Origin of the sequence: Ornithinibacillus caprae (assembly GCF_009728145.1) — a bacterium.
Lineage (GTDB): Bacteria > Bacillota > Bacilli > Bacillales > Amphibacillaceae > Ornithinibacillus > Ornithinibacillus caprae.
This window is the reverse complement of record NZ_WOCA01000003.1, coordinates 232,856-253,566: the sequence shown is the minus strand read 5'-3', so window position 1 is coordinate 253,566 and position 20,711 is coordinate 232,856. Positions and strand designations below refer to the sequence as shown.

Genomic DNA, 20,711 nt, shown 5'->3' with positions numbered 1-20,711 from the left:
GACTAGGCTGAAGGTATATAAATACTTCAAAATAGGGTTTCGGATTCTCCGTCAGTACCAATGAGATGGATCCTATGATTGTCATTTTTTAATGAAGCTTAATTGCTTGTCATAATTAAGGCTTAACGAGAAAATATATATATAAGGTTATCAATATTACATATGGAGTTGATAAAGATGGATTTAAGGATAAAATGGAACGATAAAATGGCATTTTCAAGTACCACCCCATCTGGTCATGAAATTAAAATGGATGCAGCAGAAGAGGTTGGTGGTCAAAACACTGGGGCAAGGCCAACAGAATTACTGCTAAATGCAGTTGCAGGATGTACTGGAATTGATATCATTTCTATTTTGAAAAAGATGCGTTTGGAGCCGACTAATTTTCAAATGGACGTTCAGGGTGAACGTGCAGATGATCATCCGAAAAAATTTACAACGATTCATATTCACTATGCTTTAGATGGAGAGCTTCCAGAAGATAAGGTGGTACGCGCAATCCAACTATCTAAAGATAAATATTGCTCTGTATCGCATTCTTTAAGTGCAGAAATCAACGTTAGCTATTCGATAAACGGAGTAGAAGGGGAACAAACGATATAATTATTTTCTAGGAACCCAGTTGAAAGAGTTCCTTCATTTTAAGAGGAAATGCCCTATCTTGCATTAGTTAAGGTATATCCAAATATACGGATGTACGTTTTTAAAATTTGCTTACCTGAAACTTTTCATTCATAAATTCGTATATCATGTATAATATACTTTGGGTTTAAAATTTTACATAGGAAAGAGGTGAAAAGAATGACAAATAGTGATGATCGATTATTTGCGATGTTAATTTATCTAGTTAGTTTTTTCTTTCCAATTTTGGGACCGCTAATTATTTGGTTGCTAAAACGGGATGAATCAGAGTTTGTGGATTATCATGGAAAAGAGTACTTGAATTTCTTTCTTTCCTTTACGATCTATTCCATTATCAGTGGGATCTTAGTTCTCATTTTAATTGGATTTGTATTATTATTCGTTATAGGAATTTTGGCATTTATCTTTACGATTATTGCACTTATTAAAGCTTATCAAGGTGAGAGATACCGAATTCCTCTAGTTATTCGAATGATTAAATAGTATGGAAGGGCTGTCCGAATTTATTGGGCAGTCTTTTCTTTTGGCAAAAAGAAAAGTATAAACTTTCCTATCCTGTCTAAGTACAACTAGGGCATTCACCATGAAGGCTTGGCGGTTGCCAAATTTTCTAAACTTGAACAAGGTGAAATGTTTGAGAATGTATCAAATGGGAGAAAATAAAGGTTGAAAGTCATAGGCAATGAGAAAGGAGCCATGCTATTGATGAAGGAATTTTTACAGGAAATTGGTCAGGATAAACATGCTCTTATGAGCATGTTTGATTCTATTGATGATTTAGTATTTCTTTTAAAAGTAGATGGTAACTCCTTTCGTTATGTATATATAAACAAAAAAGGGAAACGTATTCTGGATTACCCAGGAGAGATCATAGGTCGAAAAATAGAAGACATAGTCTCGCGAAGAATGGCTCATTCATTATTGGAAAAGTATCAGCAAGCATTTAACACCCAGAAAGCTGTTTACTTTGAAGAGACGATTACTGGTAAAAATGGTGTTCCGATGATAGGAGAAACATCAATAAATCCGATTATTACAGAACGCGATAAGTGTGAATATCTTTTATCTATTGTACGTGATGTTACGGATAGAAGGACTCATGAATTTCAACTAAAGACAACACAAAGAAGGTTAGTAAGAAATCAAAAGCGGATCGAATCACTGTTCAAACATAATCATGAAGCAGTGTTTGAACTAGATTTACAGGGGAACTTTATAAGTATTAATGATGCAGGCGAGAGATTGATTGGTTATAACGAAGATGAAATTATTGGAAGATCTTCGTTTAGTTTTGTTAAAGAAGAGGATAGAAATCGTGTAGAAACTAATTTTGCAAATGTACTAAATGGACAGACTAGGGATTATGAAATCCGTACGTATCATAAAAGTGGTCGACAGCTTCTTCTTCATATTAGAAATATCCCGATTATTGTTGATGAAAGTTTGGAAGGGATCTTTGGAATAGCATCTGATATTACAGTAAAAAGAGAAATGGAGAAGGAACTAGAACGTATTAAAAATGAATTACAATTGGTTTGGGATAATACGTCGGATGGAATTTTTTTATTAAGTCAGAAGGGAAGAATTCTCACCGCAAATCCAAGTTTTTTAAACATGTTTAGATATAGTGCGGAAGAATTAAGAAATATAGCTTCGCCTTTTATTTTTCCACCTCATGATATGACGAATCAACAGGTTTTTTTAGAAAGACTTCGATCTGAAAAAGAGATATTAGAAATAGAGGTTCAAAGGTTTACTAAGACTGGAAAGGTACTTGATATTCTTGCTTCCTATCGGCCAATTAATGAAGGAGATATTCTTGCAGTTGGTATGTACAAAGATATTACAGAGAGAAAGAAAATGGAAAGACAGCTTGAAGAAAGTGAAAAGCGTTACCGGAAAATTGTAGACCTTTCACCGGAGGCGATTATGATCCTCAAAAGGAGAAAAATTTTATATGTAAATCAAACCGGTGAGGAATTACTTCAACAATCTCATAAAGATTATATCGTTAACCATTTCATTACTGATTTTATCCATAAGGAGGATCAGGGAAAAGCGGAACAATTTTTATCTGATATTGAAGAGCAAATGGTTGAAGACAGTGAATCTGATACGATTACGATAAGATTTATACGGCATGATGGCAAAGCTATTCATACGGAATTGACCGCAGCTTTGGTTGAAAATGGTGGAGATAAGGTGATACAAACCATTATTAGAGATATTTCAGAGCGAATAGAACATGAAAAACACCTTTCCTATCTGGCATATCACGACCCATTAACCGGACTACTGAATAGAAGGGCATTTAATGATCAGTTTAAAGACTCCATCATGGAAGCTAATCGAAATAATCAGATATTAGCAGTGTTTTATTTAGACATGGACAATTTTAAAGAAATAAATGATAAGTTAGGTCATGATGTAGGGGATCAGTTATTAAAGGAATTTGCAAATAGGCTCGAACGTACTGTTCGAGGTAAAGATCTTCTTTGTCGAGTTGGAGGAGATGAATTTTTAATTCTACTGAAAAATATTACGGACAAAAAAGATGTTATTGATATTGCAAGTCGTCTACACGAAATTGTTCAAAAACCATACGAAATTAGTGGTAAGAAAATTCAAGTTACATCTAGTTTTGGAATCTCACTCTATCCAGATGACGGAACAACACCAAGACGACTAATCCATCACGCAGACGTCGCCTTATACCGAGCAAAAAAAGAACGAAATAACTATAGCTTTTATTAAAAAAGAGGTGCCTGTCACTTGTCGAATTTCGACAAGTGACAGGCACCTGTTAAAAAATGTTATTTTGCGAATACGTGGTTTCCAATTGTGATTGTATGGTCTCTTGATTCAATCCAGTTACTTTGTGCTGTTTTTGGGTTATAGAAGAATAATGATCCATTTCCTTGGCCACGGAATGCAATTGCTTCATTAACTGCTTTCATGTCCCCATCAGTATATCCACCATTGATTGCACCATCTTGAACTGGTGAAAATGCATAGTATCCATTTGACCGTTCATAAATGACACTCTTAATTGTATTTGGAAAATCTTCATGATCTACACGGTTTAATATAACCGTTCCGACTGCTACTTTACCTGCATATGGCTCCCCTTTTGCTTCAGCATGAATTAGCTTAGCCATTAATTCTTTATCTTCTTGAGAAACAGAAGCGTCAGGAATATTAATAGTTTCACCTGCATATAAAAGACTTCCAGTCCGATTGTTTGTGTTTAATAGATTCAATACGGATACACCATTTTCGTTAGCAATAGACCAGAATGAATCACCTTTTTGTACGGTATATGGAGCAGCACCAGCTGCTACTGGTAATGTAATTACACTAATAGTTAATGTTATAGTTAGTAAAAGTTTTTTTAGTTTATTCATGAAAAAACCTCCTAGTTGTTTTCTTGCTTAACTAAGAGATTACTAGATGTAACATAGTTTTCCAGTATCCAAAATATTCCTATTACATTATGAATCTACCAACCCTAGAAACGACAAGACCTACAAAAATAGGTGGAAATATTATCCTTCTCAAAAAAATTAACAAATTTTAGATCCAGTGGAAGCTAAAGGAAGAAGTATGACATAGATTGCAAAAATATTACTCGACAAAAAATGAGGAGTGCCTGTCACTTGTCGAAATTTGACAAGTGACAGGCGCGTTTAAAAAATATTTAAATTATTGAATAATTTGCCGAATAATTATATGTGAGCATTTTAACAAAAATTGGAGGTTGGAGAATGAATAGATTATTTCGTTCAATTTTGCTTGTGGGGATAGTATTAGCTTTTATAACGTCTAATTATAATTATCTTCAAGCAGAAGAAAAGAACACGTATGACAAATTAGTTTTAGTAGATGAAAAGATTGAAAATGGGAACTTAGTACAAATATTTCTAGATGAAAATGAGAAAGAGGTAATCAATAGTGTAGAGCTTTTGCCGGAAGTGTTAGAAGCGTTAGTAGATAGTAATGATCATTTGTTAATGGCAAAACAATTCATGCTTGCTCACAGTATGAAGTTTGGACTAGACAACAAAAAAAGTGAACTCTTATTGAAATCCGTACATAAATCAGCTATGGAAGTTAATTCAATTGAAATTTCATCTGAATATGAAAAAGAATTCAATAGTACACAAATTCCAGCAATCGAATATGCAGAAAAAGAACTAGTAAAATTTGAGCAATTAAGTTTTGAAGATCAAGAGGCTTTGAGAGGTTATACGGAGTTTTATTCGGATTATGGAGATTTCTGGAATGGAGAAAACATCGAATTTTTAAATCGTTTAAATATAGATCTCAAATCAGAGCCTGATTCACTTACAATAGATTGGTCCGTCTATAATAAAGATATACCAGAAGGAATTGCATATATGTACGTTGGTGTTGATTCCAAAGTAGAAAGCTGTTCTCTAGAAGATAAAGATACACCATGCCTTACAGAATTAGATGAAGGAAGGGTAGTAATAGAAGATTTGGAGCCTTCCACTACATACAAATTGATATTTGCTGTTTATGATAGTTCAGGTAATTTTAAATCAAGTCTGGAACGGAATGTGAATACGCCATCGAAAAGTAAGGAAGATAATTCGTTTACTAAATTTAAACGATTGATAGTTGATCCAGAGACAATAGATAATGAATTTAATATAGATGCAATAAACCACTATTTAATTGAAAAAGGGACTTTAACTTATAACTTGGAGCAATGGAAAGATAAAGATAATATAACTGCACATTTTAAGCATGAAATGATTGAGGCTTTAGGTAACATCGATGGTATGATTCATATTGATAGGAAAGATGTTGAGTTATTTATCCCAACAAGTATATTACCCAGTCTAACGGCTACTGATGTCATGTTTAATAGGGTAAGAGGAGTAGAAGGTGCGGTAGGAACAGTCTACGACTTCACAATCTCCCAGGATAGTGACCCAATAACTCAATTCGACGCACCGGTAAGGATGGTATTTTTAGTAGATAATGATTTAGTTACGGACCCAAATAAGCTTGCAGTCTACTATTTAAATGAAAAAAACAATACATGGGAGCTTGTTGGGGGGACATATAATGATGGTGAAATTTCAGTAGAAGTAAACCACTTTAGTACGTATGCAGTTTTTGAAGAATACTCTAGTCGGGAAAACACAGAAGACGTTGTTGCAAATGTAGAAGATAAGTCTGATCAAGAAAACGGTATCGTTGTAGATAATAATAATAATGTTGATGATGAACCAGTGGGTAAGCCACTTCCAAATACAGCAACAAGCGTTCATGATTTACTCATGATCGGTGCAATAATTATCCTAATTGGAATAACATTGTTATTTCATCAAAAGAGAAACATAGTTTAGCTGAGGAGTGCCTGTCACTTGTCGAAATTTGACAAGTGACAGGTATTTTTATGTATAAATTTGGTAGTTGTGCATCATAATGGTTAATGTTTATTTTTTGGCAGATAAGAATAAGAAAAATAAGCATTTTATGATGCATAAGGAAACGAAGGTTTTAGCCATAAATGCCATAACAAAGCTAATTTTTCCATAAAGTATTTATCTTTGAAGGAGGTGTATCTAAATGGTTTCTGGTCCTGGTTTAAAGCAAGTTGATAGTCATGCTGCCATACATGAGGCCGCTTTAAGTGAGGCAAGAGAGTTAAATGATATTCTAACTCAACTACTAAAGGATGAGCAAAAGGAAAAAGCATTGGAAATAGCTTACATAACGGTTGAACACTGGGAGACCCGTACATTAAGACATGCTGAAGCGGAAGAGAATGGACTCTATAAAGACTTAGTTGAGGAATCCCCAGAGCTAGAGAATGACGTAATAGCCTTAACTCGTGATCATAACACGATGCGGTATTTCGTTAAGAAGATAAAAGAAACACTTGAGAATGAAGGTATCAATGATGAAGTACTTCAACAATTTCATGCCTTAGTTCATGTTGATATGTTTCATAATTTAGAAGAAGAAAGAATTCTACCACATCATTAACTATCTTCCATGGAGGTGAAGAAGGTGAGCGTCTCAAAATCGGAAAATCGCGTTCAGTCTTTGGTAATAGTTTCGCCAAAGTTATATCGATATATCACGACCGAATTGGAACATCTCTACCATATACATTCTTATGACGTTCAAATAGGGGCGATAAAGAAAAAGGATGGAATTCAAGTTATTGTTCGTTTTGGAAAGCATTTTTCCAAAAAAGAAGAACAATTTTTTTTACATGAACAGGTAAAAGAATTAAGTAAGGAAGTAAAGGAATTTGTAGAATCGACGGGAGAAGCATGTAAAAAAGCTTTAATCGACGACTACTTTAAAATGATGGCACCATAGTTTGTACATAAGGAGGAAAATGATTTGTTTCAATATGAACATGAAGCTGACTACGTTCAGGACCGTGAAGATTTATTGCATGTGTTACGAATGCGATTTGGCGATATTGCACCAGGAATTGTGGAGAAAATATATGAAATCAATGATTTGGAGAATCTCGAACGTCTAATATTAGTTGCAGCAAACGCTCCCACATTACGAATTTTTCTAGAGGAGCTAGAGTCTGGTAATGCTAGCTTTAAATTGGTTGGAGAAAGATTTAATCCAATTGATCCCATACTTGAAGGGAGAACTCCGTATGGCCAAGAGAAGTAATAAATTACTGGAATCGTTTAAATACTTAAAGCGAGGAAAAGAGATTAATGATGGATGGACTGAGGAAAGCCCTAGACCAAGAGACTCTGAAGAAATCTATCGTCAAAGATGGCAGCATGATAAAATTGTTCGTTCCACTCATGGTGTAAACTGTACTGGTTCTTGTAGCTGGAAAATCTATGTGAAGGATGGAATTATTACATCGGAAACACAACAAACGGACTATCCATCAACCGGAGATGATTTTCCAGAATATGAACCTCGTGGTTGCCCACGGGGAGCAAGCTTTTCGTGGTATACATATAGTCCAGCTAGAGTGAAGTATCCATATGTACGTAGCGACTTATTTGAACTTTGGAAGGCAGAAAAAAAACAAGGATATAATCCAATCCAAGCTTGGGAAAATATTCAACAAGATCCCGAAAAAAGAAATAAAATCGTAAAAGCACGTGGTAGGGGTGGCTTTGTCCGTGCAGACTGGAGAGAAATTTGTGAGATTATAGCTAGCTCACTAATTTATACGATCAAAAAGTATGGACCAGATCGAATTGTTGGCTTTAGTCCAATCCCAGCTATGTCAATGATCAGCTATGCTGGTGGTGCACGTTTTCTTTCCTTGCTAGGAGGAACTTTATTAAGCTTTTACGATTGGTATGCTGATCTTCCACCAGCATCACCACAAGTGTGGGGAGATCAGACGGATGTTCCTGAAAGTGCAGATTGGTATAATACCAAGTATTTCATTATTTGGGGCACCAATTTACCACAGACGAGAACCCCCGATGCCCATTTTATGGTAGAGGCAAGATACAACGGAACGAAAGTAGTTGGAGTTAGTCCTGACTATGCCGAATATGAAAAATTTGCTGATGTTTGGTTGCCTGCCCGTGCAGGAACAGACGGAGCATTAGCGATGGCAATGACACACGTTATCTTAACGGAGTTCTATGTCAAACAACAAACATCATATTTTATTGACTATGTAAAGCGTTTTACCGACCTACCATTTCTAGTGATTTTAAGAGAACACGGGGATGAATATCGAACCGACCGATTCCTTCGAGCTTCAGATATTTATGACTCTCACAAGCTCGGAGAATGGAAAACTGCTGTCTGGGATGAAAACGCTAACCAAATCGAAATTCCAAATGGTAGCCAGGGATTCCGCTGGGATAACGGAAATAAGTGGAATCTAGAAATGAAAAAAGATGATGGATCTCCAATTGATCCGAAGCTAAGCTTTATTGATGCATCTGATGAAATTACTCAAGTTACTTTTCCGTATTTTGCTGATGAAGAAGGTGGAGCAGTGACTAGAGGAGTACCAGTAAAGCATTTGAAAGATCATATTGGCAACGAATTAAAAGTTACAACAGTTTACGATTTAATGATGGCACATGTTGGGGTAGATCGTCAGTTACCTGGTGATTATCCGAAAGATTACAACGATGAAAAGCCATATACACCAGCATGGCAGGAAAGCATAACTGGTGTAAATCGAAATCATGTAATTAAAATTGCAAAAGAATTTGCCGATAATGCTGCCCGTACCAAAGGAAAATCCATGATTGCTATGGGTGGTGGAACCAATCACTGGTATCATAGTGATCAAATTTATCGCTCGATACTTAATCTTATTCTCCTTACAGGTTCACAAGGAGTGAACGGAGGAGGTTGGGCTCATTATGTAGGTCAAGAAAAAGTGCGTCCGGTAGAGGGCTGGAATTTAGTTTCTTTTGTAAGTGATTGGGGGAACATCCCAAGACTACAAAATGGTACCTCATTTTTTTATTTTGCAACGGAACAGTTTCGCTATGAAACAGAAAGTAATCAAAAGAAATCTGCATGGAACGGGAAATACAATCACATGCATCCGGCAGATGTAAATGCACTTTCTGCAAGATTAGGATGGCTTCCATCATTTCCACAGTTCTCACAAAACTCCATTGATATAGTGAAGGAAAGCAGGGAACAAGGTGCAAAAGATGAGAAGGAAATCATTGAGGATGTTGTGAAAAAAATTAAAGCTGGTGAGATTGAGTGGTCGATTGAGAATCCCGACGATCCAAGAAATTTCCCAAGAGTGTTCTTTAACTGGCGTTCAAACTTGTTAGGGGATAGTGGAAAAGGTCATGAATATTTTGCGAAACACTTAATTGGTGGAGATAATCAGGTCATGACGGATACCGAGCATTCCTGGCAACCAGAGGCCGTAAATGTATCCGATGTACCACCAGAAGGGAAAACAGATTTATTTGTTAGTATCGATTTTCGTATGACTAGCTCAGGCCTGTTTTCGGATATCGTTCTTCCTACTGCAACCTGGTATGAAAAATTTGATATTAGCAGTACGGACATGCATCCATTTATCCACCCATTTAATGCTGCGATTTCTCCACCTTGGGAAGCAAAAAGTGATTGGGATTCATTTAGAGAAATTGCCAAGGTGTTTTCAGAACTGGCGGAAGACCATCTACCTGCCAAGGAAGAATTGTTAATGCGACCACTTGGACATGATTCGCCAGATGAAATTGCACAAGTTCATGGCAAGATCAAGGATTGGCGAACAGGAGAAGTAGAGGCAATACCAGGAAAAACGATGCCCAATCTAAAAATTGTTACTCGTGACTATCCAAACGTTTATCAAAAAATGACGACAATTGGACCGAATATGAAGAAGGGGTATGGAGGAAAAGGAGTAAAACTTCCTGGAGATAAGGTTTTTGAAGAGTTAAAAGATCGTCTAGGTACATCTAAACGAGATGGAATCGGGAAAGGAAATCCAGATTTACTTACTGATAAAAAGGCAATCGACGCAATTTTGCTGATGTCAGGTGCAACCAATGGAAAGCGGGCAGTTGAAGGTTGGAAATCGATGGAGGCAAAAACAGGGCAAAAACTAACCGAAATTGCTGAAAATCGAGAGGAAGAGGATTTTACTCTACGGTCTTTAACGATTCAACCACGAACTTCTATATCTACACCAATGTGGAGTGGTATGGAGAAGGATGGTAGAAGATATTCCCCATTTACTGTAAACACTGAATACAACATTCCATGGCGAACATTAACGGGTAGACAAAGTTTTTACCTGGATCATGAGATGATGTTGGACTTCGGTGAAGCATTGCCATTGTATTTGCCACCACTTACAAAAGGGCCATTTATGAAAAATGAAAAAGGTATAGAAGATGATGGTCAATCGTTAATAGTACGGTATTTAACCCCTCACCAAAAATGGGGAATTCATACGATGTTCACCGAAGCAACGCCGATGGTCCAATTATTTAGAGGTTGGCAGGTCGTATGGATGAATGAAGAGGATGGTAAGTCCATTGGAATTAAGGATAATGACTTTATTGAAGTATATAACCGTAATGGGGTTATTGCTGCTAGAGCTGTGTTAACCTACCGAATTCCTAAAGGGATGGTTTACATGTACCATGCACAAGACCGAACGATGGGAGTACCAGGGACAACCATTAATAAAAAACGTGGTGGTACGCATAACAGTGTTACACGTATTACGTTGAAACCAACGCATATGATTGGTGGTTATTCACAATTAAGTTATGGATTTAACTACTATGGCCCAACCGGTCATCAGCGAGACACGATGGCTGTTATCAGAAAGCTGAAGGAGGTTGATTGGCTTGAGAATTAAGGCACAGGTTGCCATGGTCATGCATTTAGATAAATGTATTGGCTGTCATACCTGCTCGGTAACATGCAAAAACACTTGGACTAACCGTCCTGGTACGGAATATATGTGGTTCAATAATGTTGAAACCAGACCAGGACCAGGATATCCAAAACGCTGGGAAGACACAGACCGCTATAAAGGTGGTTGGGAACTGAATAATGGAAAGTTAAAACTTAGAGCAGGTGGGCCAATATCGAAGCTGGCAAATATATTTTATAATCCGAACATGGCAGAAATGGAAGACTTTTATGAACCATGGACTTATGACTACGATCATCTGATTCATAGTCCAAAAAGCGACCATCTTCCAGTAGCAAGACCGAAATCACAAGTTACTGGTAAATACATGGATAAACCAGAATGGGGTTCCAACTGGGATGATGATTTGGCGGGTGGGAGTGAAATTGTTCCACTCGACCCAAACGTAGAAAAGATGCAAGAACATATTAAGATGGAATATGAAAAAACCTTCATGATGTATTTACCAAGGATTTGTGAACACTGTTTAAATCCATCCTGTGTAGCTTCTTGTCCATCGGGTGCCTTGTACAAGCGTGATGAAGATGGAATCGTCCTAGTAGATCATGATGCCTGTCGTGGTTGGCGTTTTTGCCAAAATGGCTGCCCATACCACAAGGTTTATTACAATTGGAATACTCACAAGGCAGAAAAATGTAATTTCTGTTATCCACGAACAGAAGCTGGGTTACCAACGATTTGTTCGGAGACCTGTGTCGGTCGAATTCGTTATATTGGGGTTGTACTGTATGATGCGGATAAAGTGAAAGAAGCGGCTTCTGTAGAAGACCCGCAAGATTTATATGAAGCACAGCTATCTTGCTTTTTAGATCCATTTGACCCTAAGGTACAATCTGAGGCAAGAGAAGCTGGAATTAATGACGCTTGGTTAGAGGCGGCAAAGGAATCACCTGTGTATAAGATGGCGATGAAATGGAAAATTGCACTACCATTGCATCCAGAGTATCGCACCATGCCAATGGTTTGGTATGTACCGCCACTAAGTCCAATTATGAATCATATTACAAATGAGGATGAATTAAACACAGATGGTTATATTCCTGCTGTTGATCAAATGCGGATCCCAGTAGAATACTTAGCTTCTATTTTAGCTGCAGACGATAAGGAGGTCGTACGTAAGGTGCTCTTGAAATTGTCTGCAATGCGGGTATACATGCGAGGAAAAACTGTTGGTGGCGTTGATGAATTTAAGCAAAGTGAATTGGTAAAACAAGCGAATACTAGCCCCGAGGAAATTGAAGAGATGGCTCGCTTATTAGGAATTGCCAAATATGATGAACGTTATGTGATTCCAACTGGTAGAAGAGAAATGGACGATGACTTACATTACAAGCAAGGCACGTGTAGTCTAGAAGATTTAGCTCCACAAGAAGGTCTGCACCCAACATTTGGTTATATGAAAGCGAGAGAAAAAAATTATGAATCGGGATAAACGAATTTTATTAATAAGTGTTTCTCGTTTATTAGGTTATCCTTCAGACCATTTTAAAAGTGATCTAAAAGAATTAAATGCACTTGTTTACGAATCATTAGAATCTGAAAAGGTGAGGGCGGAATGGAAGAAAACCTTTCTCTCTTTTAAGCTGCTCTCACAAAAGGAAATTCAAGAACTATATGTAAACACATTTGATTTGAAAACAAAGACAGGATTATATTTAACTGCACATGAACTAGGTGACAGTTCAAGAAGAGGGGCTGCTTTGATTCGATTGCAAAATATTATTAAACAGGCTGGTTTTGAAATAGAAAACAAGGAGCTAGGGGATTATATCCCGATGCTCCTAGAGTTTTTATCTGTTGCCCCTCCTTCCAAAGATAAAGAAAGACTAATAAGTCGTATGGGGGTTGGTATCAAACGGATTATAAAAAATCTTGACTTGGCAAATCCATACGCTGGTCTTTTTAGTTTACTTATGGATCATGTGTTTCCAAACCCGACGAAAGAAGAAATAGAAGAATTGGAGAACAACCGGGAAGATGCAGACTTAGAAGAATTACCTTGTCCGATTATGTATCAGTAAGGTATCCAATTATATTTCAAGAGGAGGGGTGTTTATGACCGGGATTTTCTGGTGGGTCATATTCCCGTATATAACAGTAACGATCATGATTTTAGGCCTTCTTTATCGTTATGCCTTTAGGCAACTAACGTGGGCAGCACCTTCTACAGAGTTTTTGGAGAAAAAATGGCTTCGGTTTGGTTCCCCGTTATTTCATTGGGGGATTATATTCGCATTTATTGGACATGTAATGGGGATGGTTATTCCAATCGAATTTTATCATGCTCTTGGGATTTCTGATCATGCGTATCATTTTGGAGCAATATATGGCGGAGGACTTGTCGGTTTAATGGTTGTAGCAGGGGTGGTTATATTGTTAATTCGAAAAATAACGATTGATCCTGTTCGTATAAAAGCAACTTTTTCAGACTTTTTCGCTGTGCTAGCTGTGCTTTTTGTGGCAGCGACTGGAACCTATATGACCATTATTTATAATACAACAGTTGTAGAATATGAATATCGTTTAACTATTGGTCCGTGGTTTCGTAGTTTGTTTATGTTTCAACCTAGATATGATTTAATGGAAAATGTTCCTATGATTTTTAAAATTCACGTGATAGCTGCATTTGCTTTGTTTGCGTCCATTCCCTTTACCAAATTAGTACACATATTTAGTATCCCTATTAAATATCCAACAAGACCACCTCAGCAATATCGATCCAGGTCTAATTATAAAAGACAGGGATTATAATGGAGAATAAATTGACCTGACAACTTGGTACGTCAGGTCTTTTCATGTCTTTACTATGGTCTATTTACTGAAGAAGTATCATTAAAAATACCAACATAATACTTCGTAACACCAACATTATTTTTTACTGGGCTAATTGTAAGTAGCTCAGAGTATATTTCTCCATTTTTTCGTTTATTGTGTATTTCTCCTTCCCAAAATCCTTGCTCTTCCACTGTCATCCACATATTCTTATAAAAACCAGCATCATGCTTACCTGATTGAAGTAGACTAGGCGTATTTCCAACGGCTTCTTCCTTCGAATAACCGGTGATACGTGTGAAGGCAGCGTTAACATTCTTAATAACTCCATTTTTGTCTGTAATCATAATTCCTTCTGCTGTTCCTTCAATGATTTGTCTTTCAATATTCATTTGGTCTTGATAGTACATGAATATGACAATTACAAAGCTTACTAACGCAAATTCAGATAGTAGCATAAAGGCGATAGCATGTTGACCAGTTATATTACTAACAGCCGTTAGGAGTAGAGGAGGGAAGAATCCTCCTAATCCTCCCATTGCTGAGACGATTCCGTTTACAATCCCTGCTTGTTTAGAAAAGTATAGTGGTACTAGCTTAAAGACGGTACCATTACCAATCCCAACCGTTATAGCAACAGCAAGAGATCCAACAGTGTACCAGATAATGTCTGGGGAAAAAGACAATAGTATTCCAGATAGCGCGACACCAATAAAAACAAACATTAAAATAATAAATGCATTAAATTTATCTGCTAAGAGTCCACCAACAGGACGAAGTAACGTCGCAATGATTATAAAGATAGCTGTACGGATTCCTGCATCTACTGGGGTTAATTCAAAGTTTTCAACGAGAAAACTTGGTAAAAACATCGTAAAAGCAACAAATGCCCCAAAGGTTATAAAATAGAATAAACAGAGAAACCATAATGTTGCATTTTGATAAACCCCTTTAACCTGCTCAACTAAAGAATTTTTTGTTGTCGATTCTCTTCTGTCTCCGAATATGAACACAAGTGCAGCAATAATTATTAACAATATGATGAATGAACGTACAGCGTTTTGCCATCCGAATACTTCTGCAATCATTGGTGCACCGAATGTAGTGATAGCGGTTCCGATATTTCCTACTCCGTAAACGCCATTAATAAAGCCATGTTTTTCTTTTGGATAATATTTAGGTAAGGAAGTAACACCAATTGAAAAAGTGGCTCCACCAACACCAAGTATTAATCCACCGATTACTAAATCAACAAACGAAGTTGCGATACTAATATAAAAGACAGGAAATAGAAGAATGAGAAAGCTGATTAGGAACATGTTTCTAGCACCTAATCTATCCGTATAGAAACCTATCGGGATACGGGCTAACGAACCCAGGATAACTGGAATCGCAGTTACTAAGGAGGCTTGCCCTGATGTTAACGCAATATCGGTTTGTATATAGGACATTAATGATGAAATTAACACCCATATCATAAAACCAATAAAGAGGCCAGAAGTTTGTAATCCGAGCTGTAGTCCTGGTTTTTTCATATCTATCACCCTTTCAAGCTTTGTTTATTAGTGGTTGATAAAATTTATTAAGGACCATGTAGAAATAGTTTTCCCCTCTATATCAAGCCTTTTGGTTCCAGTGCTTTTTCTATTTCAGGTGTAAGTAAGCCTTTTTGTTCTAGTGTTTGTTTGATTGTTATGTTTTTTTCATCTGCTTCTTTCCCAATTTGTGATGCACGATCATAGCCCATAATGGGACTAAGTGCAGTAACAAGGGCTAAGCTTGATTCCATAAACTGTTTACAAATATTCTCGTTACCCTGAATTCCGCTTATACACTTGGAAATAAGTGTTGATACAGCATGATACATAATATCAATTGATTCTAGTAGGGTATAGGCAATTAGTGGCATCATGACATTTATTTCTAATTGACTAGCTGTTCCCGCTGTTGCAACTGCTGTTTCATACCCAATCACCTGACAGCAAACCATATGTGTCATTTCTAGAATTGCTGGATTTACTTTTCCAGGCATAATTGTAGATCCAGGTTGAACAGATGGTAAGGTTATTTCAGCCAAACCAGTTCGTGGCCCAGAAGCTAATAATCTTAAATCACTAGTGATTTTGATAAGGTGGACTGAGATCTCCTTTAGTGTGGTCATGACACGAATCGGAGCACCAGTATTTTGCATGAATTCAAAAATTACTTTCGGTTGACGGAAAGGTAGATTGGTTCTTCTGTTAATTTCCTCTATTATTTTGGCATGATAATCTGGGTGCACATTTCCTTTTGTTCCAATTGCATTTCCACCTAAACCAACTTCATATAATTTATCTGCAGAATGCTGCAGCTGTTTAATGAGAGAATGAATGGTTTCTGCATAGCCAGAAAATTCTTGTCCTAATCGCATTGGAACTGCATCATGTAGATGGGTACGACCGGATTTAACTATTGGCATAAATTCAGTTGCCTTTCTATCCAATTCCTTATATAGATCCTGCAAAATCGGAAGGAGTTTTTCATTGATCATTTCAATAGCGGCAATTTGCATTGCTGCATGAAACGTGTCATTTGTGGATTGATTCTTATTTACGTGATCATTTGGATGGATTCGCTCCACACCTGAACGTGGGTCCATTAGCTCCGTAGCCCGATTAGCAATTACTTCATTTACATTCATATTCTGTGAAGTTCCAGCTCCAGCTTGGTAGACATCTAATACAAATTGATCATCCCATTTTCCGTTGACAACCTCCTCAGCAGCCTGGATTATTGCCTTCCCAATCGTTGGAGGCAATATTTCCAAATCCATATTTGTTGCAGCAGCGGAAGCTTTTATTAATCCCTGTGCACGAATAATAGAACGAGGAAATCGTTTATTACTAATTTGAAAGTTTTCAATCGCTCGTTGTGTTTGAGCACCATAATAAGCATCTTTAGGAACTTTTATTGTTCCTAACGTATCTTTTTCCGTGCGAAAATTTTCGGAAAGTGACATGTTCTCTCTCCTTATATGTCATAATGAATATGTGGTTATTGTTACCAAAGTTTAGTGGAATAAACATGAAACAATGAGGTGACACAAAATGAAATTATTTAATATTATAAAAGGTAAAAAAGAGTATTGGTTAGTAGATCAGATAGAAAAAAATGATAGTAATCAAGAAGACTATCTGAGGCAGATTCAATAATTAAGTCAATACTGGAAGATAGAGAATGTATGTTTCCTTTCTGTATTAATGGGGGAGGAGTATGAGGATTGGATGTACGAAAGAGCTTTTCACAAGATATAAACTATTGTTGAATATCCATCGTTGCTTGATCATTTACCTGAAATAAAAATGGATATACGTAGTTATTTATTGGATGAAGGTAGAATAAGTGACCAACAATTTGCTGATTTATCCCGCATATAACGGGCTGTAAAACCGCCACTTCAAACTTACGAAGTGAAACCAAGGAGGTTAAGCGGGGGATCAACTGCCCGTAAATGTCCGATTCACTTTATATAAGCTTTGTAGGAATGGCACTGCCAATAAAAACGAGCAGCAGTCCATGGATCAAGTAATGAATTCATTAGAAGTAGAGCTTGGTGAAAAAATGGTGCACGCATTGTTATTATTTTATAAAGGACAATGGTTGGTATAAGTATTCCTCATATTGAAATGGGAACAGAGGATGAAGGTAGGTTGTTTTATTTGGGAATAACTCTTCCTATGAGAGGCAAAGGTTTAGGTACTGATACCCATAAGATCTCCTTGAAGATTTAAAAAATCACTTTCATGCTCATTATTATGTTGGAAGTACGGATATTCATAATAAAGGAATGATCCATAATTTTGAGCAAAATGGTTGTGTACTACGTATGCAGAAAGGGATTTTTAACCAGAAAAGATAAATTTGGTTATGCCCCAACCCTTTTTCTTACTGAGCCCGCAGATAGAATGTGACTTTTGCGAAATGTACGAACTTTTTTTCGGTAATAGCAAAAGGCTACAATAGATTCATCTTTAATTTCGACAACGCGAATAATTCGCTGGGTCACATTATTATTGCGGTCCATATAAAAAATCATGATTTTTTTCTTTTGTTCCTTTGATTGGATTAACCATCTATTCATACTACTCACCACTTATTAAGAACAAACGTTCTAGAATATATGTTCTTATTTTATCATAACCTTATTTCTGATGCAATATTATTTATCCTCATCTTCTTTTGCTTCTTTTTCGTCCTCGTCCTCTGTGTTATCATTGGTTTCAACATCTTCTAAATCTAACCAGGAAAGCATTTCACGTACAAGAGCGTTTATTTTCTCATCAATTGTATCATCGCCATATTTCTTTTTGGCTAGCTCAATATTTTCGATTACTTCCTCGTTAAAATTAATGATTGGAACGTCATCTTCAAGATTGTTAAAAAGATCGAGAATATCATCTAATGCTTTATCAAATTTTTTTCTTTCCAAATCATTTGCTTTCATAAAAATCACCCTATTTAATAGAATGTCCAAATTAGAATAAAATAAAGCTTTGAAATAACTTGTTGGAGGAAAAAAGATGATGGAGGAAATTATCAGAAGTACTGCTCATCGAGAGTATTCATTACCGAAAGTGCCTTGGTTGGTTATGCAGAAATGGGAAAAGCTATTGTTTTTGCATTGGCCGCTATCAACAGAAAAAGTTAAACGACATCTTCCTACTGATCTTGAACTTGATACATATAATGGGGAGGCGTGGATGAGCATGGTGGCTTTTAAGGTGAATGATATGCGATTTCGGAGAATTCCCTTGCCTCCTTATTTTAAGTCTAGTTTGCAATTAAATGTGCGTACATATGTGAAAAGAAATGGTGTTCGTGGTGTCTATTTCTTTCAGATTGATACGAATCATTTGCCCACTGTAATTGGGGCGAGGCTAGCTACATTACCATATTCTTACGCTAAAATGTCGATGGTGGAGAAAGAAGGTGAAGTGACGTTTTCTAGTTCACGAAAAGAAGAGGAAAGTGGATGGAACATACAATATTCAGTAGCGGAAGAAAAGGAAACGCTTGAGAAAGGAAGTATATCTCATTGGTTATTAGAAAGGTATTTTTTGTGGACCTTTACGAACGGAAAATTATATGCAGGGGCTATTCATCATAAACAGTGGAAAGTGCAAGATGCCAATGTTCACATTGACAACCATTCCATGTCAGATTTTCTTGATACTAATGTAGTGAATAAGCCCGCAATCGTTCATTACGCAGATTCAAAAAAAACCCTGATCTATCCGATGAAAAGGGTGTAGGTGTAGGTGCCTGTCACTTGTCGAAATTCGACAAGTGACAGGCACCACTCGAATAATTCTAACCATCACAATGTGTACTAGGGGAAGGTTGGTGTTGTAGGAATGGAAGGAGAAAAGAGGCCGATTTATAAAAACGTATTTTTTTGGTTTCTTGTCGTGCTTATTGGAGTAGTAGTAATTGGTATCTTCATGAATTTGTGATCAAGCCTAGGAATCAAAAAAGAATCGTTTTCCCATGAATGTGGATAACGATTCTTTTTGTGTTTGGTTCGATACATCATATCTTTTTTATTTTTTGTCTTTCTTGTTCGTAAATCCAACTCAACGTATGGACTACGATTGATTTCTGGATTTAACCTTCCTTCTCGAATTAGTTTTTGACGTTTCTTTTGTGCTTTTGATTTAGCCAATGTCTTCACTCTCCTTATATTGTCGGTGATAGACACTTGTCGATTTTCGACAAGTGTCTGGCACCGTATGAATTCTTAACCTAGTTTTAAATAGGTTTCTTTATCACAAATAATGTATAGCTCAGCGTTGTCTGGAATCTTTTCATCTAATCTTCTATTAATGTCAAGACGATCTCGATCAGCAATGAGAGTTGCACCTTGAGTTAATAAATCATTAAAGGCATCTCGATAGGTTTCCCACTTATTATTATTCGAAACTTTATATAGGTCGTCACCATACTGCCTGCTAATTAACTGTGAATAAACCTTACTCACTCCCTGGTACATTGCAGAACGTACAGCTAAGCTAGAAATGGTTTCTTGAGATAGGATAAATTCATCCACCTGGACATGGGAAAAGTTTGAAATATGCTCTTCATTTAATATTTCAACGGTAGTATGAACAGAAGGTGCTAATCGTTCCACGATGATTGCAGTTGTTAATGTTTTTGCGTCTCGTAATGAAGGATCTTTAATATTATCATCTGAAAAAATAATAACTGCTTTAGATTTTGAGATATTTGCCTTTTCAAACGTTTCCTCTTCTGTGGTAGTACCTTGAATATAGTGTATACGGTTATTTGAAACATCTATAGGTGAAGTTGATAATGAGTCGATCAGAACAATTTCAATTGTTTGATTCGAATTTAGTAGCTCTTTAATGGCAGATTCAGTTTTCTTTCCCCAGCCTATAATAATAATATGGTTCTCTTTTGTATAATTCATCTTACCTTCCTCTCTCTTCTTTCTAAAGATTGAAAAAGCATCGATAATTTTCCCTATCACAATACCTAATAGCCCGATTCCAATTAAATACATAACAATTGAAAATAGCTTGCCTGCTGAAGTAATGGGAGAATAATCTCCATATCCAACTGTCGTAAATGTGGTCATCACAAAATAAAATGAATTTAATAGACTTTCGAAGTTATCAGGCTCAAGAAAATATACTGTAAACGTACACAGGATAACGAAAATAGTCGTTGCTAGAAACAATGTTAAATTCTTCATCTTAATTAGATTTAATCCGAGCCGAAGAAAAAAATGCAATACAAACTCCCCCCTAACAAATAAAAGAAACTCTAGTAAAAGTATATATTATTTTACAGGTGCCTGTCACTTGTCGAATTTCGACAA

Annotated in this window: 19 protein-coding genes; 12 read left to right on the top strand and 7 right to left on the bottom strand. The window is 36.5% G+C overall.

Annotation, left to right across the window (positions count from 1 at the left end; genetic code table 11):
• Positions 1-177 precede the first annotated feature (177 nt).
• The 3 genes from GMD78_RS06385 to GMD78_RS06375 all read left to right on the top strand — a co-directional run bounded on the left by GMD78_RS06385 (position 178) and on the right by GMD78_RS06375 (position 3,396).
• On the top strand, positions 178-603 hold the full coding sequence (locus GMD78_RS06385) for an OsmC family protein (protein ID WP_155668000.1): 426 nt from the start codon (positions 178-180) through the stop codon (positions 601-603).
• A gap of 198 nt (positions 604-801) precedes the next feature.
• On the top strand, positions 802-1,125 hold the full coding sequence (locus tag GMD78_RS06380) for a DUF4870 domain-containing protein (protein WP_155667999.1): 324 nt from the start codon (positions 802-804) through the stop codon (positions 1,123-1,125).
• A 222-nt stretch (positions 1,126-1,347) separates the two neighbouring features.
• Positions 1,348-3,396, top strand: a complete 2,049-nt coding sequence (locus GMD78_RS06375) for a PAS domain S-box protein (protein WP_246187588.1) — start codon at positions 1,348-1,350, stop codon at positions 3,394-3,396.
• A 59-nt stretch (positions 3,397-3,455) separates the two neighbouring features.
• Here the strand turns inward: GMD78_RS06375 and GMD78_RS06370 are convergent, their stop codons facing one another.
• Complete coding sequence (locus GMD78_RS06370; protein WP_155667997.1) at positions 3,456-4,046, bottom strand: cell wall hydrolase; 591 nt, start codon at positions 4,044-4,046, stop codon at positions 3,456-3,458.
• A gap of 360 nt (positions 4,047-4,406) precedes the next feature.
• Between GMD78_RS06370 and GMD78_RS06365 the strand changes: the two genes are divergently transcribed.
• The 8 genes from GMD78_RS06365 to narI all read left to right on the top strand — a co-directional run bounded on the left by GMD78_RS06365 (position 4,407) and on the right by narI (position 13,813).
• A complete protein-coding gene (locus tag GMD78_RS06365) occupies positions 4,407-6,020 on the top strand; it encodes a hypothetical protein (RefSeq protein WP_155667996.1) in 1,614 nt (537 codons plus the stop codon).
• A 223-nt stretch (positions 6,021-6,243) separates the two neighbouring features.
• A complete protein-coding gene (locus GMD78_RS06360; RefSeq protein WP_155667995.1) occupies positions 6,244-6,663 on the top strand; it encodes a hemerythrin domain-containing protein in 420 nt (139 codons plus the stop codon).
• Positions 6,664-6,687: 24 nt separating this feature from the next.
• Positions 6,688-7,005 carry a hypothetical protein gene (locus tag GMD78_RS06355; RefSeq protein WP_155667994.1) on the top strand — a complete coding sequence of 106 codons (318 nt, stop codon included), beginning with the start codon at positions 6,688-6,690 and terminating at the stop codon, positions 7,003-7,005.
• A 24-nt stretch (positions 7,006-7,029) separates the two neighbouring features.
• The gene (locus GMD78_RS06350) at positions 7,030-7,320 is read left to right on the top strand and encodes a hypothetical protein (protein WP_155667993.1); all 291 of its coding nucleotides are present in this window, start codon (positions 7,030-7,032) and stop codon (positions 7,318-7,320) included.
• On the top strand, positions 7,304-10,984 hold the full coding sequence (locus GMD78_RS06345) for a nitrate reductase subunit alpha (RefSeq protein ID WP_155667992.1): 3,681 nt from the start codon (positions 7,304-7,306) through the stop codon (positions 10,982-10,984). The genes GMD78_RS06350 and GMD78_RS06345 overlap by 17 nt, the downstream gene beginning before the upstream one ends.
• On the top strand, positions 10,974-12,494 hold the full coding sequence (narH, locus tag GMD78_RS06340) for a nitrate reductase subunit beta (protein WP_155667991.1): 1,521 nt from the start codon (positions 10,974-10,976) through the stop codon (positions 12,492-12,494). Before GMD78_RS06345 ends, narH begins: the two co-directional genes overlap by 11 nt.
• On the top strand, positions 12,481-13,083 hold the full coding sequence (narJ, locus tag GMD78_RS06335; protein ID WP_155667990.1) for a nitrate reductase molybdenum cofactor assembly chaperone: 603 nt from the start codon (positions 12,481-12,483) through the stop codon (positions 13,081-13,083). Before narH ends, narJ begins: the two co-directional genes overlap by 14 nt.
• Positions 13,084-13,117: 34 nt before the next feature.
• Positions 13,118-13,813 (top strand): respiratory nitrate reductase subunit gamma, encoded by a 696-nt coding sequence (gene narI, locus GMD78_RS06330; protein ID WP_155667989.1) that lies wholly within the window; start codon positions 13,118-13,120, stop codon positions 13,811-13,813.
• A gap of 53 nt (positions 13,814-13,866) precedes the next feature.
• On the opposite strand, the gene GMD78_RS06325 is transcribed toward narI, so the two are convergent.
• The 4 genes from GMD78_RS06325 to GMD78_RS06310 all read right to left on the bottom strand — a co-directional run bounded on the left by GMD78_RS06325 (position 13,867) and on the right by GMD78_RS06310 (position 18,317).
• Entirely contained in the window at positions 13,867-15,369 is a 1,503-nt protein-coding gene (locus GMD78_RS06325) for a nitrate/nitrite transporter (RefSeq protein ID WP_155667988.1), read from the bottom strand.
• Positions 15,370-15,446: 77 nt separating this feature from the next.
• Positions 15,447-16,832, bottom strand: a complete 1,386-nt coding sequence (locus GMD78_RS06320; RefSeq protein WP_155667987.1) for a class II fumarate hydratase — start codon at positions 16,830-16,832, stop codon at positions 15,447-15,449.
• A gap of 906 nt (positions 16,833-17,738) precedes the next feature.
• The gene (locus tag GMD78_RS06315) at positions 17,739-17,954 is read right to left on the bottom strand and encodes a hypothetical protein (protein ID WP_155667986.1); all 216 of its coding nucleotides are present in this window, start codon (positions 17,952-17,954) and stop codon (positions 17,739-17,741) included.
• Positions 17,955-18,032: 78 nt separating this feature from the next.
• Positions 18,033-18,317: a hypothetical protein gene (locus GMD78_RS06310; protein WP_155667985.1), complete on the bottom strand. Its 285-nt coding sequence runs from the start codon at positions 18,315-18,317 to the stop codon at positions 18,033-18,035.
• A 76-nt stretch (positions 18,318-18,393) separates the two neighbouring features.
• Here GMD78_RS06310 and GMD78_RS06305 point away from each other — a divergent pair, with 76 nt between their 5' ends.
• Positions 18,394-19,125, top strand: coding sequence for a YqjF family protein (locus GMD78_RS06305; protein ID WP_155667984.1), 732 nt, complete (start codon positions 18,394-18,396; stop codon positions 19,123-19,125).
• A 125-nt stretch (positions 19,126-19,250) separates the two neighbouring features.
• Here the strand turns inward: GMD78_RS06305 and GMD78_RS06300 are convergent, their stop codons facing one another.
• Positions 19,251-19,535, bottom strand: coding sequence for a hypothetical protein (locus GMD78_RS06300; protein ID WP_155667983.1), 285 nt, complete (start codon positions 19,533-19,535; stop codon positions 19,251-19,253).
• A gap of 75 nt (positions 19,536-19,610) precedes the next feature.
• The gene (locus tag GMD78_RS06295) at positions 19,611-20,624 is read right to left on the bottom strand and encodes a potassium channel family protein (RefSeq protein WP_155667982.1); all 1,014 of its coding nucleotides are present in this window, start codon (positions 20,622-20,624) and stop codon (positions 19,611-19,613) included.
• Positions 20,625-20,711: the final 87 nt, after the last annotated feature.